This window comes from Erwinia sp. PME.40.26/001, from assembly GCF_055556675.1.
In genome coordinates this window covers 97230-122024 of the sequence record NZ_JBVHNP010000011.1, presented here as the reverse complement: position 1 = coordinate 122024, position 24795 = coordinate 97230, and the positions used below count along the sequence as shown (strand labels likewise).

The 24795-nt window shown below is 56.1% G+C and carries 22 protein-coding genes; 5 read left to right on the top strand and 17 right to left on the bottom strand.

Features of this window, described 5'->3' with window-relative positions:
* Nucleotides 1-368 precede the first annotated feature (368 nt).
* On the top strand, nucleotides 369-1670 hold the full coding sequence (locus ACZ3HG_RS20955) for an MFS transporter (RefSeq protein ID WP_191934626.1): 1302 nt from the start codon (nucleotides 369-371) through the stop codon (nucleotides 1668-1670).
* Here the strand turns inward: ACZ3HG_RS20955 and ACZ3HG_RS20950 are convergent, their stop codons facing one another.
* The 5 genes from ACZ3HG_RS20950 to trxC all read right to left on the bottom strand — a co-directional run bounded on the left by ACZ3HG_RS20950 (nucleotide 1671) and on the right by trxC (nucleotide 7466).
* The gene (locus ACZ3HG_RS20950; protein ID WP_191934627.1) at nucleotides 1671-1991 is read right to left on the bottom strand and encodes a YfiM family lipoprotein; all 321 of its coding nucleotides are present in this window, start codon (nucleotides 1989-1991) and stop codon (nucleotides 1671-1673) included.
* 59 nt (nucleotides 1992-2050) lie between these two features.
* Entirely contained in the window at nucleotides 2051-3406 is a 1356-nt protein-coding gene (pssA, locus tag ACZ3HG_RS20945; RefSeq protein WP_194710756.1) for a CDP-diacylglycerol--serine O-phosphatidyltransferase, read from the bottom strand.
* 99 nt (nucleotides 3407-3505) lie between these two features.
* Complete coding sequence (locus ACZ3HG_RS20940; RefSeq protein WP_191936882.1) at nucleotides 3506-6175, bottom strand: bifunctional acetate--CoA ligase family protein/GNAT family N-acetyltransferase; 2670 nt, start codon at nucleotides 6173-6175, stop codon at nucleotides 3506-3508.
* Between the two features lie 93 nt (nucleotides 6176-6268).
* The gene (locus ACZ3HG_RS20935) at nucleotides 6269-6982 is read right to left on the bottom strand and encodes a tRNA-uridine aminocarboxypropyltransferase (protein WP_191934630.1); all 714 of its coding nucleotides are present in this window, start codon (nucleotides 6980-6982) and stop codon (nucleotides 6269-6271) included.
* Nucleotides 6983-7046: 64 nt separating this feature from the next.
* A complete protein-coding gene (trxC, locus tag ACZ3HG_RS20930) occupies nucleotides 7047-7466 on the bottom strand; it encodes a thioredoxin TrxC (protein WP_191934631.1) in 420 nt (139 codons plus the stop codon).
* A gap of 234 nt (nucleotides 7467-7700) precedes the next feature.
* Here trxC and ACZ3HG_RS20925 point away from each other — a divergent pair, with 234 nt between their 5' ends.
* Nucleotides 7701-8741 carry a tRNA/rRNA methyltransferase gene (locus ACZ3HG_RS20925; RefSeq protein WP_062744552.1) on the top strand — a complete coding sequence of 347 codons (1041 nt, stop codon included), beginning with the start codon at nucleotides 7701-7703 and terminating at the stop codon, nucleotides 8739-8741.
* 57 nt (nucleotides 8742-8798) lie between these two features.
* Here the strand turns inward: ACZ3HG_RS20925 and emrB are convergent, their stop codons facing one another.
* The 12 genes from emrB to ACZ3HG_RS20865 all read right to left on the bottom strand — a co-directional run bounded on the left by emrB (nucleotide 8799) and on the right by ACZ3HG_RS20865 (nucleotide 22285).
* Nucleotides 8799-10337 carry a multidrug efflux MFS transporter permease subunit EmrB gene (gene emrB / locus ACZ3HG_RS20920; protein ID WP_465334253.1) on the bottom strand — a complete coding sequence of 513 codons (1539 nt, stop codon included), beginning with the start codon at nucleotides 10335-10337 and terminating at the stop codon, nucleotides 8799-8801.
* A gap of 17 nt (nucleotides 10338-10354) precedes the next feature.
* On the bottom strand, nucleotides 10355-11527 hold the full coding sequence (emrA, locus tag ACZ3HG_RS20915; protein WP_465334251.1) for a multidrug efflux MFS transporter periplasmic adaptor subunit EmrA: 1173 nt from the start codon (nucleotides 11525-11527) through the stop codon (nucleotides 10355-10357).
* A 168-nt stretch (nucleotides 11528-11695) separates the two neighbouring features.
* Nucleotides 11696-12226 (bottom strand): transcriptional repressor MprA, encoded by a 531-nt coding sequence (mprA, locus tag ACZ3HG_RS20910; protein ID WP_191934634.1) that lies wholly within the window; start codon nucleotides 12224-12226, stop codon nucleotides 11696-11698.
* A gap of 473 nt (nucleotides 12227-12699) precedes the next feature.
* The gene (locus ACZ3HG_RS20905; protein WP_191934635.1) at nucleotides 12700-13884 is read right to left on the bottom strand and encodes an MFS transporter; all 1185 of its coding nucleotides are present in this window, start codon (nucleotides 13882-13884) and stop codon (nucleotides 12700-12702) included.
* Between the two features lie 222 nt (nucleotides 13885-14106).
* Nucleotides 14107-15102: a glycine betaine/L-proline ABC transporter substrate-binding protein ProX gene (gene proX, locus ACZ3HG_RS20900; protein ID WP_191936889.1), complete on the bottom strand. Its 996-nt coding sequence runs from the start codon at nucleotides 15100-15102 to the stop codon at nucleotides 14107-14109.
* 19 nt (nucleotides 15103-15121) lie between these two features.
* Nucleotides 15122-16294: a glycine betaine/L-proline ABC transporter permease ProW gene (gene proW / locus ACZ3HG_RS20895; RefSeq protein WP_191934636.1), complete on the bottom strand. Its 1173-nt coding sequence runs from the start codon at nucleotides 16292-16294 to the stop codon at nucleotides 15122-15124.
* Nucleotides 16291-17487 (bottom strand): glycine betaine/L-proline ABC transporter ATP-binding protein ProV, encoded by a 1197-nt coding sequence (proV, locus tag ACZ3HG_RS20890; protein WP_191934637.1) that lies wholly within the window; start codon nucleotides 17485-17487, stop codon nucleotides 16291-16293. Before proV ends, proW begins: the two co-directional genes overlap by 4 nt.
* Nucleotides 17488-17883: 396 nt before the next feature.
* Complete coding sequence (gene nrdF / locus ACZ3HG_RS20885; protein WP_191934638.1) at nucleotides 17884-18843, bottom strand: class 1b ribonucleoside-diphosphate reductase subunit beta; 960 nt, start codon at nucleotides 18841-18843, stop codon at nucleotides 17884-17886.
* A 53-nt stretch (nucleotides 18844-18896) separates the two neighbouring features.
* Nucleotides 18897-21047: a class 1b ribonucleoside-diphosphate reductase subunit alpha gene (gene nrdE, locus ACZ3HG_RS20880; protein ID WP_465334247.1), complete on the bottom strand. Its 2151-nt coding sequence runs from the start codon at nucleotides 21045-21047 to the stop codon at nucleotides 18897-18899.
* Nucleotides 21020-21430, bottom strand: coding sequence for a class Ib ribonucleoside-diphosphate reductase assembly flavoprotein NrdI (gene nrdI / locus ACZ3HG_RS20875; protein WP_465334245.1), 411 nt, complete (start codon nucleotides 21428-21430; stop codon nucleotides 21020-21022). The genes nrdE and nrdI overlap by 28 nt, the downstream gene beginning before the upstream one ends.
* Before the next feature lie 4 nt (nucleotides 21431-21434).
* Nucleotides 21435-21677 (bottom strand): glutaredoxin-like protein NrdH, encoded by a 243-nt coding sequence (gene nrdH, locus ACZ3HG_RS20870; protein WP_191934641.1) that lies wholly within the window; start codon nucleotides 21675-21677, stop codon nucleotides 21435-21437.
* 284 nt (nucleotides 21678-21961) lie between these two features.
* Entirely contained in the window at nucleotides 21962-22285 is a 324-nt protein-coding gene (locus tag ACZ3HG_RS20865) for a DUF883 family protein (protein WP_191934642.1), read from the bottom strand.
* Between the two features lie 150 nt (nucleotides 22286-22435).
* Here ACZ3HG_RS20865 and ACZ3HG_RS20860 point away from each other — a divergent pair, with 150 nt between their 5' ends.
* The 3 genes from ACZ3HG_RS20860 to ACZ3HG_RS20850 all read left to right on the top strand — a co-directional run bounded on the left by ACZ3HG_RS20860 (nucleotide 22436) and on the right by ACZ3HG_RS20850 (nucleotide 24790).
* Nucleotides 22436-22771 carry a DUF2002 family protein gene (locus ACZ3HG_RS20860; RefSeq protein ID WP_191934643.1) on the top strand — a complete coding sequence of 112 codons (336 nt, stop codon included), beginning with the start codon at nucleotides 22436-22438 and terminating at the stop codon, nucleotides 22769-22771.
* A gap of 86 nt (nucleotides 22772-22857) precedes the next feature.
* Nucleotides 22858-24276, top strand: a complete 1419-nt coding sequence (gene mmuP, locus ACZ3HG_RS20855) for an S-methylmethionine permease (protein ID WP_465334242.1) — start codon at nucleotides 22858-22860, stop codon at nucleotides 24274-24276.
* Nucleotides 24277-24367: 91 nt separating this feature from the next.
* Nucleotides 24368-24790, top strand: a complete 423-nt coding sequence (locus tag ACZ3HG_RS20850; RefSeq protein ID WP_191934824.1) for a hypothetical protein — start codon at nucleotides 24368-24370, stop codon at nucleotides 24788-24790.
* Nucleotides 24791-24795 lie beyond the last annotated feature (5 nt).

Sequence of the window (24795 nt, the reverse complement as noted above, 5' to 3'; positions counted from 1 at the left end):
CCCCATGCGAGAGTAGGGAACTGCCAGGCATCAAATAAAGCAATAACCCCGACCGAAAGGCCGGGGTTTTTTGCGTTTTAAGCGGGTAATCCCCGATCGATCCCAATCCTCTGCCTTAATGTTCCCCCGAAACACCGTCCAATCCCCCTGTGTGCCCTGTTTAATCGCCAAATTCGGAATTTCCTGCCTGTTTCCAGCGTGTTCGCTGATATGACCCCGCTATTCCTTATGCAATAATCCATGCTGTCTCACAAAATTAACAATCCATCCTTATAAAACAATTTCATAACAAAACAGCATTTGAGTTAATTGATATATACACTCTTCGACGCTTGTTCAAAGCAAGGAAAGAACTCACGAGGTTTTTAATGGCAGAGTCCATCACTGAAAATAATTTGCGCGCGACAGCGTCAATGACCACTCGTCAACGCGTCTGGGCCATCGTAGGGGCCTCCTCCGGTAATCTGGTGGAGTGGTTTGACTTTTATGTGTACTCATTCTGCTCGCTGTACTTCGCTCATATCTTCTTCCCCAGCGGTAATCCGACAACGCAGCTGCTCCAGACGGCGGGGGTGTTCGCCGCCGGTTTTCTGATGCGTCCTATTGGTGGCTGGCTGTTTGGCTACATTGGTGACAGGCACGGGCGTAAAAGCTCCATGCTGATTTCAGTCTGTATGATGTGTTTTGGATCGCTGGTGATCGCTTGTTTACCGGGGTATGAGACGATAGGGGTCTGGGCCCCGGCTCTGCTTTTGCTGGCCCGACTTTTTCAGGGGCTGTCAGTGGGTGGGGAATATGGTACCAGTGCAACCTACATGAGCGAAGTGGCGGTAGAAGGGCGGAAGGGATTTTATGCGTCATTTCAGTATGTGACATTGATTGGTGGCCAGCTGATGGCGCTGCTGACCGTCGTTGTGTTGCAGCAGCTCCTTTCTGACGAAGAACTGCGTTCCTGGGGCTGGCGGATCCCCTTTGCGCTGGGTGCCGTGCTGGCCGTGGTCGCACTCTATTTACGTCGTTCGCTGAATGAAACCTCCGATAACACCACGCGCAGCCATAAAGATGCCGGCTCACTGAAAGGTCTGTGGAAACACCGGCGGGCATTTATCATGGTGCTGGGCTTTACTGCTGGCGGGTCGTTGAGCTTTTACACCTTTACGACGTATATGCAGAAATATCTGGTGAACACTGCCGGTATGGACCATAAAGCTGCCAGCGGTCTGATGACCGGCGCGCTGTTTATTTTTATGCTGTTGCAGCCATTTTTTGGTGCGCTATCGGATAAGATCGGGCGACGTAACGCTATGCTGATCTTCGGGGGGCTGGCTGCGATCTGTACCGTACCAATCCTCACCCTGTTGCAGAGCGTGACCAGCCCGGTGGCCGCTTTTATGCTGGTAATGCTGGCGCTGGTGATCACCAGTTTCTATACCTCGATCAGCGGGATCCTTAAGGCGGAAATGTTCCCACCGGAGGTGCGGGCGCTGGGCGTGGGGCTGTCGTATGCAGTAGCAAACGCGCTGTTTGGCGGATCGGCGGAATATGTGGCGCTGTCGCTGAAGGCGGCTGGAAGCGAAACCAGTTTCTTCTGGTATGTCTCTGGAATGGGGGCCATTGCCTTCCTGGTTTCGCTGATGCTGCACCGACGCGGCAAAGGGTTAAAACTGTAACTAGCGGTCAAGATTCCATAATGCGTAGCCGGTGGCAGCACCGGCTACATCCCAGCTGAAGTCCTTCCAGCTCCAGCCGCTTCCTCCTTCCCTGCTGTCGAACAGTTCTTTCGCCGCGCCCAGGCCGATTGCGAACATGATCCCAACGCTGCCGCTGCGGTCTTTGTGCCAGTTCTGACGTTCACCATAGGCATTACCGGCGGCGGAAAGAAAGGCGGAGGAGAGAAAGTGCTGGGCTTTATCACGTCCGGTCCAGTCATCCTGCGCCATATGAGTACAGCCACTGCAAATGACGATAACGGCCAGCAGGCAGGTGCGCATAAAGACTCCATAAAAAAGCCCCGACATTGCGGGGCCAGTAAAGGGAGTATAGCTGCTGATTAAAGAATACGACTGATGAGCCGGTCAATGCGGATACGGCGAAGACGGCGGATAAGTTTCCGCACTTTCACCGGGTAGTCAGCGATACTCTCCAGATCGTGAAAATGCTGTACCGTCGTCGTATGTTGGCGGATCAGCGCCAGTTCACGGTCGCGCTGCTCCGTCAGCTGCTGAAGCGGATCGTGGATCAACACGGCGTTTTCCAGGTCCAGTCGCCACGCACGCGGGTTCAGGTTATTACCGGTCACCATCATCCATTCGTCATCGACCCACAGTCCCTTCAGATGGTAGCTGTTTTCGCCATCTTTCCACAGACGAACCGTCAGCTGGCCGCTATTGACGTAATACTGCAGGCGGCTGAGGAAGCGGCGCAGGTTAATTTCATACAGATAGGGCAGTGCGCCGATAATTTTAAACGGCTGGTCTTCGGGAATATAGAAGTCATTGGCGGTCTTATCGCCCACGATAATCTCCACCTCTTTCCCCTGACGCAACAGATAGATAATGTTGCGAACCAGGATGGCGGGCAGATTGAAATACGGTGTACAGATAGTCAGCTTCTGCTCGGCACAGGGCATGAGGTGGTAGATTGTTTTATTCAGCAGGCTGCGCTTGCCAAGACCAACCAGCGGGGTGACGGCCAGTTCTTCGTTGTTGGCATCGCCGTCAAACTGGTAATCAAAGCCACGCAAATCCTGACGGAACTGGCGGGTTTCATTCTTGATTTCCGGGCTTTTTGGCCGCTCATGTTGGTCAAGCCGATTGACGGCTTCCGCCTGAATGAGATTAGTTTCAATCCAGTCGAACATCGTATCAGCCAGGATACGGTTGCCGATCAGCTGGTAACGGTCATAGCGGTAACGTTCCCGCTGGTGCAGATACACGTCGTTGAAGCTGGCACCGGTGTAGAAAACGGTGTCGTCGATAATCGACCCTTTCAGGTGCAGGACACCGAGCGCTTCCCGGGTGTTGACCGGGATACCATATACCGGGATCGCCAGCCCGGGATGACGGGCTGCCATATCGCAGTACCAATCCGCGTTAGTAGCACAGGCGGCTGCGCCGATGCGTCCGCGCTGGGCGCGGTGCCAGTCAACGAGGACACGAATGTCCAGTTCCGGGCGCTGCTGTTTTGCTGCGTAGAGCGCAGAGAGGATCGCCTGGCCACCCTCATCATTTTCCAGATAAAGAGCCACTATGCAGATGCGCCGGGTCGCCGACGCAATTCTTTCCAGCAGCGTCTCGCGAAAATCCGCCGGGGAATACAGCGTGGTGAAATCAGCAACTGACTGAGCTATTTTAGGCAGTTGCGCAAGGTGCTGTTGGTGTTTATTACGCTTAAATTTTGACAACATCACAGTGCGTTTCTTCTCTGTTCATAGAATGGCCTTTTGCCATAAAATCAGGACCCTAACCGCGAATAATACCATTAGTTGGTTCTGATAGTATCAGATTTACTTTTCGGCCCCGATCGGGTCACTTTGCAGGTGCAGTGAGAGTCCGACAATGCCGTCTTCCATCTGGACGTCAACGGCAAACCCCAGCTTACGCGCCAGGGTCACCATACCTCTGTTGTTCGGCATGGTGATACCGTTTAGCTGTTGCAGGCCGTGCTGCCGGGTGTAAATAATCATCTTCTCCAGCAGTCGCCGGCCCAGGCCAAGCCCTTTCAGGTCCGAGCGCACCAGCACTGAGAACTCCGCATCAATATTGTCGGCATCGGAGATGGCGCGCGTCACGCCGATAATCTCATCCTGACCCTTATGCTGACGCACGGCGACGATGGCCATTTCCCGATCGTAGTCGATCTGCGTCATGTTCGCCAAATCATCGTGGGTGAACTCATTGATCTCACTGAAATAGCGGTAATAAAGATCTTCTTTCGTCACCTGAGCAATAAACTGCTGCAATAAGGGTTCATCCTCAGGCAGGATCGGACGGAAAAGGCACAGCTGGCCATTTTTCAACTGTACGGCCTCTTCCAGCTCGTGAGGGTAGGGCCTTATTGCCAACCGCGCTTCGGCATCACCGTGGAATTCCGCCAGCTGCAAGGTCACATCCAGCAGCGTAAAATCTTCATGACTCGCCAGCAGCGGATGGATATCCAGACGGACGATCTGCGGGCAGTCAACGATCAGGTTTGACACCTGGACCAGCACCTGGCTCAGGCCAACAATATCCAGCGGATGAAGCGCGCTGCGGCCACGGATTTTTCCCTGTTTGATCGCCTGGATCACCAGGTAGCGCGCCAGCGTCATATTCAGCGGCGGCAGGGCGATCGCGGCCTGACGGTCAGCATGCCAGGTGACGCCCCCTTCCCCCAACATGATCACCGGCCCGAAGAGGGGATCCTGCTCCACCACAACCCGCAGCTCCTGCGCTCCTGCGCGGTTGGCCATACTCTGCACCAGCAAGCCGTGAATACGCGCCTGCGGCCAGGCCAGCTTCACGCGGTCGAAAATGGCATTGGCCGCCTGTTCCACTTCGTCTGGTGTGCGCAGATACAGCATCACGCCCTGAACTTCTGACTTGTGAGGAATATCCGGCGAACGCAGCTTAAGCGCAACAGGATAGCCAATCTGCCCGGCAATATGCACGGCCTCCGTGCTGTCGCTGGCAATCCAGGTCGGCAGCGTGGTCAGGCCGTAGGCCTGCAGGATCGGCTGCACCTCATGCGTGTCCAGCGATGTGGCGCCGTCCTGCAGCGCCAGGTGGATCAGACGGTGTGCATCCGCCGTATTGGCAGTCAGGTTCGCGGGCAGCGCGGGGGTTTCACGCAGCTGTTTCTGGTTACGGCGGTATTCCACCATGTGCATAAAGGCGGTCACTGTGCCTTCCGGCGTTCGGTAGGTGGGGATACCGGCATCGTTAAACAGGCGGCGGGCTTCCAGTGAGGAATATTCTCCACACCAGTTAGTCAGCAGGGTCAGCTGCTTGCCGCGCGGGTGCTGTTTCACCAGGGTAATAATATGTTCGGCGGTGAGCGTCGGTGGTGCGACTGCGCTGGGGGCATGGATAATCAGAATGGCATCCAGATCGTGACTGTCCAGCAGCAGCGTCAGTGCCTGTAAATAGCGCGCCGGGGTGGCATCATCTTTCAAATCCAGTGGGTTGCCCGGGGTGACACTCTCCGGCAGCCGTGAGCTCAGCTCAGTAAGTAAAGGCTCACTTAGCGTGGCGAGTTTGCCATTGCGGGCATAGAGCGCATCCAGCGCCAGCGCCGCCGGGGCCGCGCCGTTACTGATAATCATCAGTCGCTCCCCCCGCAGCGGACGCATATGGCTGAGGGTTTCAACCGCGGAGAACAGTTCATGGGTATCCTGCACCCGCAGCAGACCTGCCCGCTGGATAGCGGCATCCCACGCAGCATCCATCCCACCGTGGGTCTTCAGCAACTGCTGGGCCTGAGGGCTGCGGCCACTTTTAATGACCAGAATAGGCTTATTGCGCGAGGCACTGCGGGCCGCAGAGACAAAACGGCGCGCATCGCTGAGATGCTCCAGGTAGAGCAGAATGGCGCTGGTTTTGCCATCGCGGGCCAGGAAGTCCAGCAGGTCGTCGGCATCAATATCCAGGCTGTCACCGAGCGCTATAAACCAGGAGAAACCCAGCTGGCGCTGCTGCGCCCAGTCGAGGATGGTGTTAGAAACGGCGGCTGACTGCGAAATAAAGGCCAGCTTACCTGGCGTTATGGGGACCGGCGAGAAGCTGGCATTCAGCCCCTGCCACGGTGCCAGCAGGCCCAGGCTGTTTGGTCCCAGCAGGCGGATTTGCCAGCGGCTGGCGCAGGCCTTCAGCGCTGCCAGCTGGTCGTCAGGCGCCGAGAGAATAATGCAGGCCCTGCATCCGCGCTCCCCCAGCGCCGTAAGCAGTTCAAGATTACGTCTGGCATGGGTGCAAATAATCGCGAGGTCGGGGGACAGCGGCAGGCTGGCAATGTCGGGCCAGGCCAGCACGCCGCATACGGCCTGATATTTGGGCGTGACGGGAAGAACCGGGCCGCTGAAGCCACCGGCCAGCAGATTCCGCATCATCAGATACCCGGCACGTTCAGGCCGGGTGGAGGCACCGATCACCGCAATGGATTTCGGTTTCAGCAGGGCTTCTAATCCACGTTGACTCATCTCCGCTCCCTTCGAATATCACCCGGTCATGCTGGCGGGTAAAGTAGTTTGAGTCTACTCCGGGTCAGCCGGAGATGCTGGCCAGGCTGTCAGTTACTTGATCGCTGACAGAATTTCATCATCATTTTCAGCTATCTGCTGTGGATGATGCGGTTTTCCTGCGAGATAGCGCTGACGAAAGAGATCAAAATGGCGGAACAGGGCTTCACCGGCCGCGACATCACCTGCCTGCAGCAGCAGCTCGGCGGCCACCTCGGCCGTGCAGTGCTGACCTTCGGCGTGCGCCACGCGTAATTGGTAGTTGGAGGGGCGGGTCAGGTTCAGTGACATCACGGGCAGGTTGTCCAGCCAGGGACTTTTACGGAACATTTTGCGGGCTTCAGTCCAGGTGCCGTCCAGCATAATAAACAGCGGAGGCTTGCCGTTGACGGGGGGCGAATTCAGTACCGGCCTGCCGGCATCGGCATAGGATGCCGGGAACACCACCACCGGCTGATAATGCGGATTGCGGACAGCCTCCAGCAGAGCTGGATCGGGCTCGGTACGTGACCAGCCAAACGCCAGCGTATCTGGCAGGATATCGGCAATCAGTCTGCCGGTATTGCTGGGTTTCATCGGCTCGCTGTCAAACATCACCAGGCAAAAGCGGCTGCGTGCTGTCCGGGGCTCAAGTGTGTCACACAGGCAGTTTTTTTGCGGCAGCAGGCAACGCTGGCAGCGCGTAATGCGATTACCTCGGGCAAGAAAGGGACGGGTGGCACGGGCCAGACGTGCGGCACGTAGCAGCAGAACAGCGTTATCGTTCATCAGCGATCATCTAGGGAAAAACGCTATTCTAACGGAATAACGCCGGGCGTGCCCGGCGTGATACTTACAGATTTTCGTCCAGCCAGGCTTCAAACGGCGCTTTCGGCATTGCGCCATTCAGCATGTCGGCCATCTCGCCCTGCTTAAAGACCATGATGGTCGGAATGCTGCGGATGCGGAAGCGGGCGCTCAGTTCCGGCTCGGCTTCGGTATTGACTTTCAGGAAGCGGATGCTGCCGTTACGCTCCTGCGCCACCGACTCATACACCGGGGCGAAGTTAACGCAGGGTCCGCACCAGGGGGCCCAGAAGTCGATCACGACCGGCAGATCGTCCTGCAGATATTTATCCAGGGTAGCCGCCGTCGCATTGACGACATGGCCATCAAACAGCTCGTGACCGCAGCGGCCGCATTTTGCGCCGTCAGTCAGCCGCTCGGCAGGCACGCGGTTGGTTGCCTGGCAGGATGCACAAACCGTATTCATTATTCACCTCAGTTCAGGAGTAAGTGATTACTTACTGCATTTCTTAGTAAATCAGCCAACATTATGCGGGCGGTGAATGGGGCTAACAACGCGATTTGTTCAATGGGTATAATAGGTAATGTCTCATAACGATGTTGCGGATAAACAGCTACGGGCTTTTATTGGAAGTTGATAGCTAAGTGCTGCCACATCAGGTAATCTGCGCGCTTCGCGCTCAGGCCAGGTGGAGGAAAAATGAACGACGAATTTAAAGGTAAGAGCGGCAAGGTCAAAGTGATGTATGTCCGCGGTGATGACGAGAGTAGCAACAAGGGCGGGAATCCCCGTACCGGTAAAGGTGCTCCACGTCCACAGGACGGCGCACGCCGTCCATCACGTAATGCAGACAGCAAGCCACGTGGCGGGCGCGATCGCGACGAAGGGCATTCTGACTCTCCGTGGCGTACCGTTTCCCGTGCGCCAAACGCTGCCCCCGCAGCTGACGATAAGCCGGATCACGGTGGCATCAGCGGTAAAAGTTACATCGATCCAGAGCAGATACGCCGCCAGCGTATGGAAGAGACGCGTGTGTATGGCGAAAACGCCTGCCAGGCACTGTTCCAGAGCCGCCCGGAAAGTATCGTACGCGCCTGGTTTATCCAGAGCGTCACGCCTCGTTTCCGTGAAGCACTGAAATATATGGCAGCCAACCGTAAGGCTTACCACACCGTGGATGAAGCCGAGCTGCAGAAAGCGTCAGGAACGGAACACCACGGTGGTGTCTGCTTCCTGATCAAAAAGCGCGTCGGAATGCCGGTCAGCCAGTGGCTGTCAACGGCAGGTGAGAAAGACTGCGTACTGGCGCTGGAAGACATCGGCAACCCGCACAACCTGGGCGGTATTATGCGCAGCTGTGCGCACTTCGGTGTGCAGGGGTTGCTGGTGGATGATGCCTCCATGCTGGAGTCGGGCGCTGCTGTGCGTACCGCAGAAGGCGGTGCTGAACACGTTCAGGCGATTAGCGGTGAAAATTTTGCTGCCGGTCTGAGCGCGTTTCGTAAGGCGGGTTACACCATTGTGACCACGTCCAGCCATAAAGGTGTTCCGCTGTCTCGTGCAGAACTGCCGGCTAAAATGGTGCTGGTACTGGGGCAGGAGCGTGATGGTCTGTCAGACAGCACCTTCGATCAGGGCGACCTGAGCGTCTCAATTGGTGGTACGGGGAAAGTGGAAAGCCTTAACGTTTCCGTGGCAACCGGTGTACTGCTGGCCGAATGGTGGCGTCAAAACGCCTGACAGGGCACTGAATAAAAAGGGCGACCGCTGGGGTCGCCCTTTTTTTATACCTGCTATTTAATGGGCACCGCCGCCGCCGCCGCCGCCGGCACCAAACGGTGGCCGGGCAAACCACACCAGAACCAGCAGCAACAGGAACACGCCAGCCGAGGCCCAGAAGATCTCATTGGCTGAGATGATCAGCCCCTGATTGGTAATCTGCTGCGCCAGGTACGCCGATGCCTGATCGTGAGTCATCCCCATCTGTTCCAGCTTCGCGTACATCTGTTGCGAATTCGTACTGTACGGCGTTACGGACTCCGTCAGGTGGGCGTGATGCAGCGACTCGCGATCGGTCCACATGGTGGTGGTGATCGAGGTACCAATCGAACCCGCCAGCGTTCGGGTAAAGTTCGACAGGCTTGATGCCGCCGCCAGGCGTTCCGGTGGCAGCCCTGACAGAGTGATGGTGGTCAGTGGCATAAAGAAGCAGGCCACAGCAAAGCCCTGGATAAACTGCGGCCAGGCTGACGCAGCAAAATCCATACCCGGTTCAAAGGTATAGGCGCGCCAGTAGAAGCACACCGCATACATGATAAAGCTGAAGGTCACCAGCCGTCGCATATCCAGCTTATGCGCGAAGCGGCCGATAATTGGCGACAGGATCACCGGGATAATCCCTACCGGCGCAGAGGCCAGCCCCGCCCAGGTGGCGGTGTAACCATACACCTCCTGCAACAGCTGCGGCAGCAGGACAATAGACCCGAAGTAGAGCATATAGGCGAGGCTGATCGACAGACAGCCGATGGTGAAATTGCGCGATTTAAACAGCGACAAATCCACGATCGGGTGATCGTCGGTTAACTCCCACACCAGTAGCACCACCAGGGCTACGACGGCTATCACCGTTAATGTAATAATTTCATTGGAGCTGAACCAGTCGAGCTCTTTCCCGCGATCCAGCATGACCTGCAGGCAGCCAATGCCGACAACAAGCAGGACCAGGCCCACGGTGTCGATGGGGCGGATGACGGTTTCGGTTTCACGATTGCGCAGTGTCTGCAGGGCCAGGATCACGACTACCACGCCGATGGGCACGTTGATGAAGAAGATCCATCCCCAGTGATAGTTATCGCTGATCCAGCCGCCGAGGATTGGGCCGCAAATCGGTGCGACGATCACCGTCATCGCCCACAGCGACAGCGCCACGCTGCGCTTAGCCGGGGGATAGTTATTTAACAGCAGGCTCTGCGACAGCGGGATCAGCGGACCGGCGACGATCCCCTGGATCACGCGGAAGAAGATCAGCATGGTCAGGCTTTCGGACATGCCGCACAGCCATGAGGCGACGGCAAAGGCCACCGTCGACCACATAAACAGCTTCACTTCCCCGAAACGCTTGGCCAGCCAGCCGGTGATCGGAATCGAAATGGCGTTTGCCACGCCAAATGAGGTGATTACCCAGGTGCCCTGAGAGTTCGAGGCTCCCAGGTTACCGGCAATGGTCGGGATCGCCACGTTGGCGATCGTGGAGTCCAGCACCTGCATAAAAGTAGCCAGCGACAGCGCAATGGTCATCAGAACCAGCTGCGTGCCTTCAAGCGGTTTACGTGCCATAACAGTCTCCCGCCGTGTTAACCGGCATTGGCACGGATGATTTCGGCAATCAGCTGGTTCGCTGGTGTCAGATCCCGGGCCAGCGCATCACTTTCATAGGCTGGTTTGCTGCGCACGCTGGTGGCCAGCACGGCCCCTTCGCTGTTGCTGGTATCAACGTTCACCAGTGTCGACAGGCCGATGCGCAGCGGGTGTTTTGCCACTTCCTGCGGGTCGAGTTCAATACGCACCGGCAGGCGTTGAACGACTTTGATCCAGTTTCCGGTCGCATTTTGCGCCGGTAAAAGGGAGAACACACTGCCGGTACCCATATCAAGGCCAACCACTTTACCGTGGTACACCACGTCATCGCCGTAGATATCACTGACCACCGTCGCTGGCTGGCCAATTCGCACACCGGCCAGTTGCGTCTCTTTGAAGTTAGCGTCCACCCAAAGATTCGTTGCCGGGACGATCGCCAGCAGCGGTGTGGTGGTACCAATCTGTGAGCCGACCTGTACGCTGCGACGTGAGACGTAGCCATCGATCGGACTGATGACCTCGGTACGCTGTAATGCCAGCCAGGCATCACGCAGGGCGGCTGCATTCTGTTTCACGGCGGGCTGGTTTTCCAGCGAGGTATCCAGAATCATCGCCTGGTTGGCATTGTACTGCTGAGTTGCCACATCAAGCTGTGCTTTGGCAGTAGCCACCGCATCACGGGCATGTTGCAGATCTTCTTTTCCAATCAGGTTTGACGCGCCCAGCGGTTCGCGACGGCGTAGATCAGCCTGCGCCTGTTCGAGTGCCGTTTTTTGCAGCGCGATAGTTGCCTGATACTGCTTACCGTTAATAATCAGCTGGTGCGTCTGGCGCACGCTGGTGGCCAGGGCCGTCTGCGCTTTTTCAAACGCCTGTTCGGCATCAGTACGATCCAGCGTGACCAGCACATCGCCTTTTTTCACGAAGTCCGTATCGTCAAACCAGACTTTATTTACGCTACCAGCGACCTGAGCCATGACCTGCGCCTGGTTTCCGGCAACATAGGCATCATCGGTTTCCTGAAAATGGCGTAAAACCAGGAACCAGTAAGCCGCCCAGCCCACACCAATAATAACGAACACAATAGCCAGAAAAATCAGAGCGTTTTTGCGCGTCTTTTTCTTGTTTTTCGGCTGCTGCGGGTTTTGTGTTACCGCGCTTTCACTCATGACTTTCTCCTGAACTTCTTGCCAACGGGCCCGCTGTCATCCCTGAATGGCGGATGCCCGAGTCTAAAATGCCAGCGGGATTAGCGCTGGCATGAATGTATTTCCAGGGGCTTAAAGTAGCGATTTCCAGTAAACGGTGTGTCGCACAATATGCTATTAGTGGAACAACTATCTGGAAAGAGACGCAACGACCTCTTCTTCGTCCATTTTATCAAGGCGGGTCAGCAGCTTGCGGGTGATACCTTCCAGCTGTGATTTTTCTGAGCTACTCAATGCAGACCACAGCAGTTGCAGGCACTGATGCTGAGGCGGCAGCAGCTGGCGCAGAAATTCATGCCCTTTCGGCGTTAAATGCAGATGCAGACAGCGGCGGTCGTTATCGCTCTCGCGGCGCTCAATCCAGCCACGTTTTTCCAGCTCATCGGCAATACGCGTCGCATTCGTTCGCGAGGACCCCAGGGCTGCGCTCAGTTCTGAGGGTTGTATGCTGTGATCTTCCTGCGCATCCAGCGTGATCAGGGCCATAAACAGTGTTTCGTTAATGCCCTGTGCTTTCAGCATTTTGTTGCGGTTATCCAGCAACTTACTTTGCATATGCATACAAAGGCGGGTCAGCATGATCTCCTGTAATGGGAAATCCTTCTGGCGATTAGCACGAAAATTCAGCATCTGTTCAATGGGCGTAAACGAACTTTCCATTATAAAGGAACCTCACTAGTTGCAACTGGTATAATAACGGTGATGACGAATAAAGTGATAGCACTTTTTACGACCGGTGACTTTTTCACGGTGCCGCAGCCACCATCAATAGTTTCCAGGTCACTCCATAACCCAGAGCGCTCAACAGCACCGTCAATACGGGCTGTGCGTAAATGTGAAGAGAGAGGATGCCGGAAGCAGACAGCGCTTCAGCCGGACTTAAACCGGACGGGCTGGCATGGATGACGCACGGGCGGCCTGTCACGTCAGGCTGGCGGGCAACCGGGCGTTGAGGCCCGCGGAGACAGGCCCGGTTTCTGCGCTCAACCATGAGCGAATGTAACTCTGCTGTTACTGTATAATTTCATGTGAAAACATAACCAACCTGAATAAATTGCGCCTAACCTTACCAGAGTACGAAATGTCTTAACAGGCGACAGACACTGAAAAAACTTCATTTTCACCGCGAAAAATCAATGCGCTGCAGCCTCGTAATGCTGACATTGCCACCAGCTGAATAGATTAACGACGGTTAACAGAGATCCGGCAATGCAAACGCCATACCAGCCTGCGGCCTGATAGGCAGAGGCGGACAGCAGTGAGCCCAGCGCCCCACCAATAAAGTAACTGGTCATATAACCGGAGGTCAGACGGTTACGGGCTTCCGGCATGTGACGGTAGATGACACTTTGATTGGTAATATGCACCCCCTGTACGGCGAGGTCGAGTAGGATAATCCCGATAATCAGTGCCACTAAGGAGTGCGCGCCGAGAGCAATCATCCCCCATGAGACCAGCAGGATTAGCAGGCCGATGCTGGTGGTGAGGCGGGCCTTTCCTTTATCGGCCAGCGATCCTGCCTGGCGGGCCGCCAGCGCCCCGGCAGCCCCGACCAGACCCAGCAGGCCGATTTGACCCTCAGAATAGTCCCACTCCGGCGACGACAGTAAGAACGCCATAGAGGTCCAGAGGACGCTGAAGTTAGCAAAGACCAGGCAGCCGGTAATGGCCCGCGTACGCAGTATGGGATGCCCGGCATAGAGGCTGAAGACCGATCCGAGCAGCTGCCCATAATGAAGCGGCACCGACTGCTTATAGCGTGGCAGCCCGCGCCACAGGGCCAGAGCCATCAGCACCATCATCACGCTGGCGACCCAGTACACCGTCCGCCAGTCGCCCAGCTGGGCCAGGCCACCCGCGACGGTGCGTGCCAGCAGGATCCCCAGCAGCAGGCCGCTCATTACCGTGCCCACCACTTTGCCGCGCTTCTCCGGTGCCGCAAGCGTGGCGGCCAGCGGGACAAGGATTTGTGCCACGACGGAGAATAATCCGGTCAGCACGGTACCCAGCAGCAGCAGGGGCAGCGATGACGAAAGCGCGATGATCACCATACCGCCCGCCGCCAGCAGGCTCATAGAGACGATCAGCCCCCGGCGTTCCAGCATATCGCCCAGCGGAACCAGCAGAAGTAACCCGGCCGCATAGCCCAGCTGTGCGGTAGTCACAATAAAGCCGGCCTGATGAAATGAGAGCGAAAAGGTCTGCGCAATGGTCGCCAGCAGGGGCTGGACATAATAGTTACAGGCAACGGAGAGACCGGTGGCGATCGACATCAGGGCGACGAGGGCAGGGTTCAGGCCGGGGTGGGGGGATTTCATAACAACCCATATGAGTGTGAGAATTGTCCTAGAGGCTAATAATAACCCAAATAACTATTTCACTCACATGATTATTGACAGGACAAACCAGTTCGCGGCGGGGCCACGCCTTGTCACCCGTTTGGAAAAGGGCCGACCTTAAAAAAGGCCGGCCCCTGCACACGTCTTACCGTGGGGAAAAGTGCCGGGGCTAGCGTGGTAACGGCTGCCCCGGGCGGGGAATTATTGACCCGCCGCCAGCGCGTCTTTTACCCAGCCATCAAACTGCGCCTGGTGCGCTTTGATCCAGCCGTCAACGTGAGCGTTGATATCCGCTTCGGAAGACTGGCCCTGATGCATACGTGAGTTCTGGGCATTAATGTCCGTGATCGGCAGCTTCATTTCAGAGAACAGCTTGGCCGCCGCCGGATTTTTCTCCGCCCAGGCTTTGTTGGCGACAATGTGCATGGTGTTTACCGGGAAGCCATAGTTCGCCCCGTTTGGCAGTTTGGTATCCACGTCTTTCTGCTCGCCAGGCATGGACGAGAACGGCACCTGCAGCCAGACAACGTCGCGTCCCGGCACCATCACATCACTCACCCAGTAGGGCGTCCAGGTGTAGTAGAGCACGGGTTTACCCTCTTTGAAGCGGGTAATGGTATCCGCGATCATGGCAGAGTAGTTCCCCTGATTATGCTCAACGCTTTTGCTCAAGTCGAAGGCGTTAATCTGGTGGTTAATCACCGCTTCGCAGCCCCAGCCCGGAGTACAGCCTGTCAGGTCCGCTTTACCGTTCCCGTTAGTATCAAAGAGCTTTGCCAGCTTGGGATCTTTCAACTGCTCAATGTTGGTGATGTGGTATTTCTCAGCAGTTTTTTTATCGATCAGATAACCCTGTGCTGCACCCTGCACATAAGTCCCCTGACGATAGAGTTTTGCATCTCCGCCCGAGGCTTTATACATATCATCATGCAGTGGCTGCCAGTTCACGGCGGTGAAGGTGGCATCGCCGGAAGCAAGGGAGGTATAGCCTACGTTGTAGTCAACTTCGCTGGGGGCCTCAACGGTGTAACCCAGCTTTTCCAGCGCGCGGCTGACCAGCAGCGTCTGGAAGGTTTCTTCTGTAATGGTGCTTTGTACTGGCTTCACCGTTATGCCTTTACCCGGCAGATCGGCGGCGGAAACCTGAGCAGCGGCCAGCGTAGCGAACGCGGCGGCCAGCAGTGTCATTTTTCTCATAGTCATAAGTACCTTCTTATTATTCAGTTTTACAGAATGGGCGGGTGAGCAGACCCAGAGGGCCGCTGGCGTACCAGCGACGGTTGCCACGGCTGCGGCTGTCGCGTCCCAGCGACTGCGTCAGGCGGTCAAGAATAATGGCCAGGATGACAATGCCGACGCCACCCACGGTGGCCAGGCCCATATCGAGGCGGCCAATGCCGCGCAGCACCATCTGACCCAGACCACCGACGGCGATCATCGAGGCGATCACTACCATCGACAGCGCCAGCATCAGCGTCTGATTGACCCCGGCCATGATGGTCGGCATCGCCAGAGGAAGCTGCACTTTGAACAGCATCTGGCGCGGGCTGGCACCGAAAGATTCCGCGGCTTCGATCAGGTCGGCAGGGACCTGTTTGATCCCGAGGATGGTCAGACGGACAATCGGCGGCAGGGCAAAGATAATTGTCACCACCACGCCCGGCACGTTACCGATACCGAACAGCATGACGATAGGCACCAGATAAACGAAGGCCGGTGTCGTCTGCATGGCATCCAGCAGCGGGCGGATAATCTTAGCCGCCCTCTGGCTGCGGGCCAGCCAGATGCCCATCGGTAAACCAATAATGATGCAGAACAGCAGGGCGGTCAGCACCAGTGCCAGCGTCACCATAGCCTGTGACCAGGCCCCTATCGCGCCAATGGCGATCAGGGACACCAAAGTGGCCACCCCCATGCCGAAGCTGGAAAGTTGCCAGGCGATCAGTGCAAACACGATAATCGCCACCGGCGCGGGCATACCCAGCAGCAGATTCTGGAAGGCGCTGAGGATATAGTCCACCGGCAGTCGAATACCCTGGAACAGCGGACGGAAGTGCGTCACCACCCAGTCGATGGCCGTGGTCACCCAACTGTCGAGCGGGATCAGCGTTTTATGAAAGGGATCGAGGAGGTTAAAATGCTCTGCCTGGGGAGCCGGCGCGCTGTTCAGCCAGTCACTGCCAGCGGCGGCATCATGGCCGCCGGCCGGGGCGGTCCCCCAGGCATCACCGCCACCGCTGGCGGCAGCATCGTGAGCTGGCTGGCTGGTCGCAGCATCCGTGGGATTACCCCAGGGATCGCTGCTGCTGGCGGCGGCCTGTCCGCTCTCTGTCGGTGCAGCGTTTTGTGTGGTGCTGGTATCCCACGGGTTACTGGTTTGTTCACTCATGGCTGGCCTCCGTCACGGTCTAATGCCTGCAACAACATACCTTTGGAAATAATGCCAACGTACTGCCCCTCTTCACCGACGATCGGTACCGCACAAGGTGCCTGCGCCACGTGAGATAGCAGATCGCTTAATGAGGTTTCGGCAGGCATGGCGGCCGGGCTCTCCAGCAGCGCATGATCCAGGCCTTCACCGGCGGCCAGGGCGGCCTTCAGGGAATCGATGGAAACCGTACCGACGAAGCGCTGTTTTTCCAGCACATAACCGTACTCGCGGTCGTTATCCTGCAACAGCTTGATGGCTGAACGGGGGCCAAAACCGGGGGCTTTACGGATCAGTGCTGCAGCGCTGCGGCGGGCAATATCTTTCGCACTGAAGACGTGGCTGATATCCACGCCGCGGAAGAAGGTGCGTACGTAATCGTTGGCCGGATTATTGAGAATTTCATCCGGCGTACCGACCTGAATCACCTCTCCTCCCTGCATAATCGCAATGCGATCACCGATGCGCATGGCTTCATCAAGATCGTGGGAAATAAAGACGATGGTGCGCTGGTGGCGGGACTGCAATTTCACCAGTTCATCCTGCATTTCGGTACGGATTAAGGGATCGAGCGCGGAGAAGGCCTCATCCATTAATAATATGTCGGGATTAATGGCCAGGGCGCGGGCTAATCCGACGCGCTGACGCATCCCACCGGAGAGTTCATCAGGGTAGGCATGAGCATAATTATCCAGCCCGACCTGACGCAGCGCATCCAGGGCTTTTTCCTGTCGCTCCTGCAGGGGGGTTCCGGCTAATTCCATGCCAAAGGCCGCATTATTTAATACCGTCATATGCGGCATTAATGCGAAGGACTGAAATACCATGCTGATCTTATTTCTGCGGACCTGACGCAATGCGCTGTCAGATATTTTAGCAATATCCTCGCCGTCAATAATGACCTGGCCGCGGGTGGGTTCTATCAGACGATTGAGAAGGCGAACCATAGTGGATTTTCCGGAACCGGATAACCCCATGATGACAAAAATCTCGCCTTCTTCAATGGCCAGACTGGCGTTTTTCACGCCAAGAGAGAGTCCGGTTTTTTCCAGAAGTGCTTCTTTGCTTATCCCTTTTTCGATGTGCTTAAATGCGCGCTCGGGGTTTTCCCCAAAAACTTTATATAAGTTTTTCACTTCAAGTTTAATAGCCATGCATTAATTAATTTCCTGGTAATTGGTTAGTTTTATCTATTTTACTCTTCTGTGTAGTTAAATATTAACGGCCTATACCGTAGCACACTGAGAATCTGAGACAACCCTAAATGGACCGAATGGAAATGAGGTGTGAGATGCCAGTCCCGGCTAATGCCAGAGCAGATAAGGGATGAGAGCCAATGAGGGGAGTCTGAAAAAAATGAATATCTCGCTAAGAATCATCCTCTGTAGCGATAAATTAGCCTGCTGCGGGCAGAGGGGAAGCGGCGATATATCGTCAGAAAACTGCCATATTCATGTCATCTAAAAAGAAGTGAGAGGCTGAAAACTAATAATTAATTAAACCGGCAAGGAAAGAAAGAGGGCTGCCGCTGGCAGCCATTGCTGAAGAGATTAAAAGTCCCAGTCTGCGTCTTCGGTATCGACGGCTTTTCCCATCACATATGAGGAGCCGGAGCCAGAGAAGAAATCGTGGTTTTCATCGGCGTTAGGTGACAGCGCCGAAAGGATGGCCGGATTAACGTCGGTCATCTCAGCGGGGAAGAGCGCCTCGTAGCCGAGGTTCATCAGGGCCTTGTTCGCATTGTAATGGAGGAATTTTTTAACATCCTCCTGCCAGCCCACGCCCTGGTACAGATCATCGGTATACGCCAGTTCGTTCTCATACAGCGCCAGCAGCAGTTCAATGGCGAACTGTTGCAGTTCCTCTTTGCGCGCCGGGCTTTGCGTCTCCAGCGCCTTCTGGTATTTGTAGCCGATATAATACCCATGTACGGCTTCGTCTTTAATAATCAGCCGAATAAGATCCGCCGTATTGGTCAGCTTGCCCCGGCTTGACCAGTACATCGGTAGGTAGAACCCGGAATAAAACAGAAAGGATTCAAGGAAGACACTGGCAATTTTCTTCTTCAGCGGATCGTTTTCAGCATAGTGCTGAAGAATAATCTCCGCCTTACGCTGCAAAGGGGCATTTTCTTCGCTCCAGGCGTAGGCTGCATCCACGTCGCTGGTGTGACAGAGGGTAGAGAAGATCGAACTGTAGGAGCGGGCATGGACCGCCTCCATAAAGCTGATGTTCGACATCACCGCTTCTTCGTGTGGCGTCAGCGCATCCGCCATCAGCGCCGGTGCGCCGAGGGTGTTCTGAATGGTATCCAGCAGGGTCAGACCGGTGAATACGCGAATGGTCAGCTGCTGCTCATTGTGATTCAAAGCGTTCCACGCCGGAATGTCGTTAGACAGCGGCACTTTTTCCGGCAACCAGAAATTACTGGTCAGGCGGTTCCAGACCTCCAGGTCCTTGTCGTCTTCGATTTTGTTCCAGTTAATGGCGTGAACTTTTTTTAATTTCATAGTGGTATCTTATTTTCGGACCGGCAGCGCCAGCCCGCGATGGTAAAGGGAAACTACAGTGAGCAGGAGACGCAGCCTTCCACTTCCGTGCCCTGCAGCGCCATCTGGCGCAGACGAATGTAGTACAGCGTCTTGATGCCTTTCTTCCAGGCGTAGATCTGCGCCTTATTGATATCGCGCGTGGTGGCGGTATCGCGGAAGAACAGCGTCAGGGAGAGTCCCTGATCGACATGGCGGGTGGCTTCAGCGTAGGTATCGATGATCGCTTCCGGGCCAATGTCGTACGCATCCCGGTAGAACGCCTGATTGTCGTTATTCATAAACGGTGCCGGGTAATAGACGCGGCCGGTTTTGCCTTCTTTGCGGATCTCGATGCGCGACACAATCGGATGAATGCTCGACGTCGCGTGGTTGATGTAGGAGATCGACCCCGTTGGCGGAATAGCCTGTAAATTCTGGTTGTATAACCCGTGCTGCATCACGGCGTCTTTCAGTGCCTGCCAATCCGACTGCGTCGGCACAGCAATTCCGGCGCTGGCGAACAGCGCGGCAACCTTCTGCGTGCGCGGCTGCCAGCGCTGCTCAACGTACTGATTAAAGTATTTGCCGCTGGCGTAGCGTGAATTTTCGAAGCCGCTGAAGCAGGTGCCGCGCTCGTGTGCCAGCAGGTTTGAGGTGCGCAGGGCATGGTAGGTCACCGTGTAGAAATAGATATTGGTGAAATCCAGCCCCTCTTCCGAACCGTACTGAATGCCTTCGCGCGCCAGGTAACCGTGCAGGTTCATCTGCCCCAGGCCAATAGCGTGCGACTGCGCATTCCCCTGTTCGATAGACGGCACCGAGTGGATGTGGCTCTGGTCAGACACCGCCGTCAGGCCACGCACCGCAATCTCAATGGTGCGGGCGAAGTCCGCCGAATCCATCGCATGGGCGATATTCAGTGAGCCCAGATTGCAGGAGATATCCTTGCCGATACGCTTATAGCTGAGATCGTCATGGTATTCGGTCGGGGTGTTCACCTGCAGGATCTCTGAACACAGGTTGCTCATATTAATGCGGCCGTGGATCGGATTGGCGCGGTTGACCGTATCTTCAAACATGATGTACGGATAGCCGGACTCAAACTGGATTTCGGCCAGCGTCTGGAAGAACTCACGCGGATTAATAAAGGTGCGGCGGATACGTTCGTCGGCCAGCATCTCATCATATTTCTCGCTGATGCTGATATCGGCAAATGGCAGGCCATAGATGCGCTCAACGTCATACGGGGAGAACAGGGCCATCGGCTGGTTGTCTTTGGCCAGCTGGAACGTTACATCGGGGATCACCACGCCGAGAGAGAGCGTTTTGATACGAATTTTTTCATCGGCGTTTTCGCGTTTGGTATCAAGGAAGCGCAGAATATCCGGGTGGTGTGCATTCAGATAGACCGCGCCAGCACCCTGACGTGCGCCGAGCTGATTAGCGTATGAGAAGGCATCTTCCAGCATCTTCATCACCGGGATCACCCCGGAAGACTGATTTTCAATGCGCTTGATCGGCGCGCCGGACTCCCGCAGGTTGGAAAGCAGGAACGCCACGCCGCCGCCACGTTTGGACAGTTGCAGCGCCGAATTCACTGCGCGGCCAATCGACTCCATATTGTCTTCGATGCGTAGCAGGAAGCAGGAGACCAGCTCACCGCGCTGCTGTTTACCACAGTTGAGAAAGGTGGGCGTCGCCGGCTGGAAACGACCGGCGAGGATCTCATCGGTCAGCGAACGAGCCAGCGTCTGGTCCCCTTTTGCCAGCGTCAGGGCCACCATACAGACGCGTTCGGTGAAGCCTTCCAGATAGCGTTTTCCATCAAAGGTTTTCAGCGTGTAGCTGGTGTAAAACTTCCAGGCTCCGAGAAACGTCTGGAAGCGGAAGCGCCGCTCATAAGCCTGTTGGAACAGCGAGCAGACAAACTCAAACGGATAGGCATTCAGGACGTCAGCTTCGTAGTAGCCTTCGGAAACCAGATACTGCAGGCGTTCAGCGATCGAGTCGAACTGAACGCTGTTGGGGATCACGTGCTGGATAAAATACTGGCGCGTGGCCTCACGGTCCTTTTCAAACTGAATATGACCGTCGGCATCGTAAAGATTCAGCATCGCATTAAGCGCATGATAATCCGGTACTGTCGCCGTAGCCTCTATGAGTGTGCTGTCTGTTGCTGCCAAAATTGGGTTACTCCCTTGTAGACGTTAGCGAGGTCGTCAGAGGTGCCCATCAGCTCGAAGCGATAGAGGTAAGGCACCTGACATTTACGCGCGATAATGTCGCCAGCCATGCAGTAAGCCTCGCCAAAATTGCGGTTGCCAGCGGCGATCACGCCGCGGATCAGCTGACGATTATGTGTATCGTTTAAAAACTGAATAACCTGTCTGGGGACGGCCCCCTGTGCCGTCCCCCCACCGTAGCTGGGCACCACCAGAATATAGGGCTGGTCAACCTGCAGATGTTGCGCACGATCTACGGGGATGCGGGCAGCGGGCAGGTTCAGACGGGTGATAAAACGATGGGTATTCTCAGACAGGCTGGAAAAGTACACCAGCGTGGTCATGACGTTATCCCCGCGCTGCGGCCTGATGGCTCAGTGCCAGAATTTTGTCCGGGCGGAAACCGCTCCAGTGATCCTGCTCTGCCATCACCACGGGGACCTGACGGTAGCCGAGGGACTTCAGCGTCTCAACGTGTGCCGGTTCACTGTCCAGATTGATCAGCTGGTAGTTAATACCGTTTTTGTCCATGGCGTTTTTCGTCGCGTTGCACTGGACACAGTTATCTTTAGTGTAAATAATAATGCGCATGATTCGTATTCACCTTATGGGCCGGTTATCGCAAGTTACTGGCGCTGATTTACTGCCCGGTGAGCGCCGCCACTGCCACACCATATTGTGTGGTCCTGATGGTTTGAATACTAGATATAGTGCGTTAAGAATGCAACCACACAACATATAGGTTTTTCGTATTTATTTATCCGGCTCACACACAAGCCTTGCGCCACAAGGCGTCAACCCATTTGAAAATAAATATGGCAAAAAAAAGCCCGCAGCTTTTGCTACGGGCTTCGCAATATTGCGTCTTTAATGCACTATCTGCCAGTGGTGCTGGTGGCGATCAGGGCACCAACGATGATACCCAGGGCGGCACCGATGCCCACGCCGTGCCAGGGTTTTTCGCGCACATAGTCATCTACATGGCCACCGGCATCTCTGGCTGCCTGGGTGACGCGGTTCCGGCCGTGAAGTTTAGCCCGGGTTTCTTTCAGCAGGGATTCGGCCCGTGAGCGCGCGTGGTCCGCTTCTTCCTTAGATTTGCTGCCCCAGGACTTCAACAGATCGTCCAGGCTGTCAGCCAGCAAAGAAACATCCTGATTCAGGTCGATCTCGTCATTTTTTGGTGTCCGGTTGAACATTTTTTGCTCCCTTGATCTGAAAAAGTACTATTAAGTATAGAACAGGCTCACAAAACGCCATGCCATGCGCGGCGTTTATGGACTAATCCGAAAGCCCTGCTGTGTCGCCTGTTGTAAGGTTGCGGGGTTAGCAGACTGAGAGGAGCAAGCATGTATTTACGACCTGATGAGGTAGCTCGCGTACTTGAAAAGGCGGGATTTGAAATGGATGCGGTCACCGCAAAAACTTACGGCTACCGCCGCGGCGAGGACTATGTTTACGTCAACCGTGAGGCGCGTCTGGGTCGTACCGCCCTGGTGATCCACCCGACGCTCAAGGAGCGAAGCCAGGCTATTACTGCGGCATCATCAGATGTGAAAACCTGCGATCATTACGTGCGCTTCCCGATGTATCTGGCGGGGGAAAACAACGATCACTACGGGATCCCCCACGGTTTCAGTTCGCGCATGGCGCTGGAACGCTATCTGGAAAGGATGTTTGGCTAATTTTTCAACGCGTTGCATTCGCCGGACTGAATCGGTATAACGCGGGCAACTGGCCATAAAAGGCGTCCCTACGGATTGACAGCATCATGCAGCAGCAACAGCAGGCCCCCCGGCAGTTCAAACGCAGTATGAAAGCACGCCATCTGGTGATGCTTTCCCTCGGTGGCGTGATTGGCACCGGACTCTTTTTTAATACCGGCTATATTATCTCCACGACAGGTGCTGCTGGCACACTGCTGGCTTACCTGATCGGGGCGCTGGTGGTCTGGCTGGTGATGCTCAGTCTTGGCGAGCTTTCGGTGGCGATGCCCGAAACCGGTGCTTTCCACGTCTATGCTGCCCGCTATCTCAGCCCGGGCACCGGCTATACCGTCGCCTGGCTGTACTGGCTGACGTGGACGGTAGCACTGGGCTCCAGCCTGACAGCCGCCGGTTTCTGTATGCAGTACTGGTTCCCCGATTCCCCGGTCTGGCTGTGGTGTCTGCTGTTCTGCGTGCTGATCTTTCTGCTGAATGTCGTCTCCTCGCGCTTCTTTGCAGAGGCCGAGTTCTGGTTCTCTGTGGTCAAAGTGATCACCATTCTGGCGTTTCTGATGCTGGGTGGGGCGGCGATGTTTGGATTTATTCCGCTGCGGGACGGCACCCCGGCACCGTTTTTCCACCATCTCACTGCGTCGGGCTGGTTTCCGCACGGCGTACTGCCGATCCTGATGACCATGGTGGCGGTCAACTTTGCTTTCTCCGGTACGGAGCTGATCGGCATCGCCGCCGGTGAAACGGAAGAGCCGCATAAAGTCCTGCCGCTGGCGATCCGCACCACGGTAGTACGTCTGATCATCTTCTTTGTCGGTACGGTACTGATCCTCGCCAGCCTGATCCCGATGGATCAGGCCGGGATTGTAAAAAGCCCCTTTGTCATGGTCTTTGAAAAGATCGGGCTGCCGTACGCGGCTGATGTGATTAACTTTGTGATCCTCACGGCGATCCTCTCTGCCGCCAATTCCGGACTCTATGCCTCTGGCCGGATGCTGTGGTCACTGGCTAATCAGCAGACGCTGCCCGCCTGCTTCACTCGTCTGACGCGGCGCGGCATCCCGCTGGTGGCGATCTCCGTCAGTATGCTGGGCGGTCTGCTGGCGCTGCTTTCCAGCGTGGTGGCCGCGGATACGGTGTTTGTGGCGCTGTCGGCTATATCGGGTTTTGCCGTGGTGGTGGTGTGGATGAGTATTTGCGCTTCACACTACCGCTTTCGCCGCGCGTGGCTGCGGGAAGGACATGGCGAAAGCGAGCTGAAGTACCGCGCGCCCTGGTTCCCGCTGACGCCTCTGCTGGGCTTCAGCCTGTGCCTGCTGGCGTGTATCGGGCTGGCATTTGACCCCGACCAGCGTATCGCGCTGTGGTGCGGCCTGCCGTTTGTGGCGCTGTGCTATGCGGCGCACTGGCTGACGCAGCGACGCCGCAGGCGTCTGCCGGAACCGCGCCCCGTCCCAGGCGTCAATGGCTGAATAAACCCCCAATTAGCCGCGCTATTAGCCCGCTAGTTTGCCGAAGGTGGCGCGTAGACTGTTAGCATGATGGACTCAGGCAGGATAAATGATGAAACGGCTGATTGCAGCGCTGGCAGCAGCGTGGATGTTGAGTGGCTGCGCCACGATTGTCGGTAGCGAAACGCAGGACGTCACCTTACAGACGCAGCCTCCGGGGGTGAAGTTTGTGGTGCAGGACGAGACCGGTAAAGCGGTCGCCGAAGGCTATACGCCGAAAACTGTGACGCTGATGAAGTCCAACGGTAACTACTTTGGCAAGAAGAAGTACCTGGTCATGCTGGAACGTCAGGGCTATGTACCGCAGACGCTGCCGCTGAAAGAGAGCGCCAACCTGTGGTATCTGCTGGGGAATATCCCGCTGCTGGGCTTCCCGGGCTGGCTGTTGGTCGACCCGTTCTACGGGGGGATGTATAAGATTGAACCGGAACGCGTTCAGACCATTATGAATCCGGTCGGTGCACGCGGCGGCTGACTCAA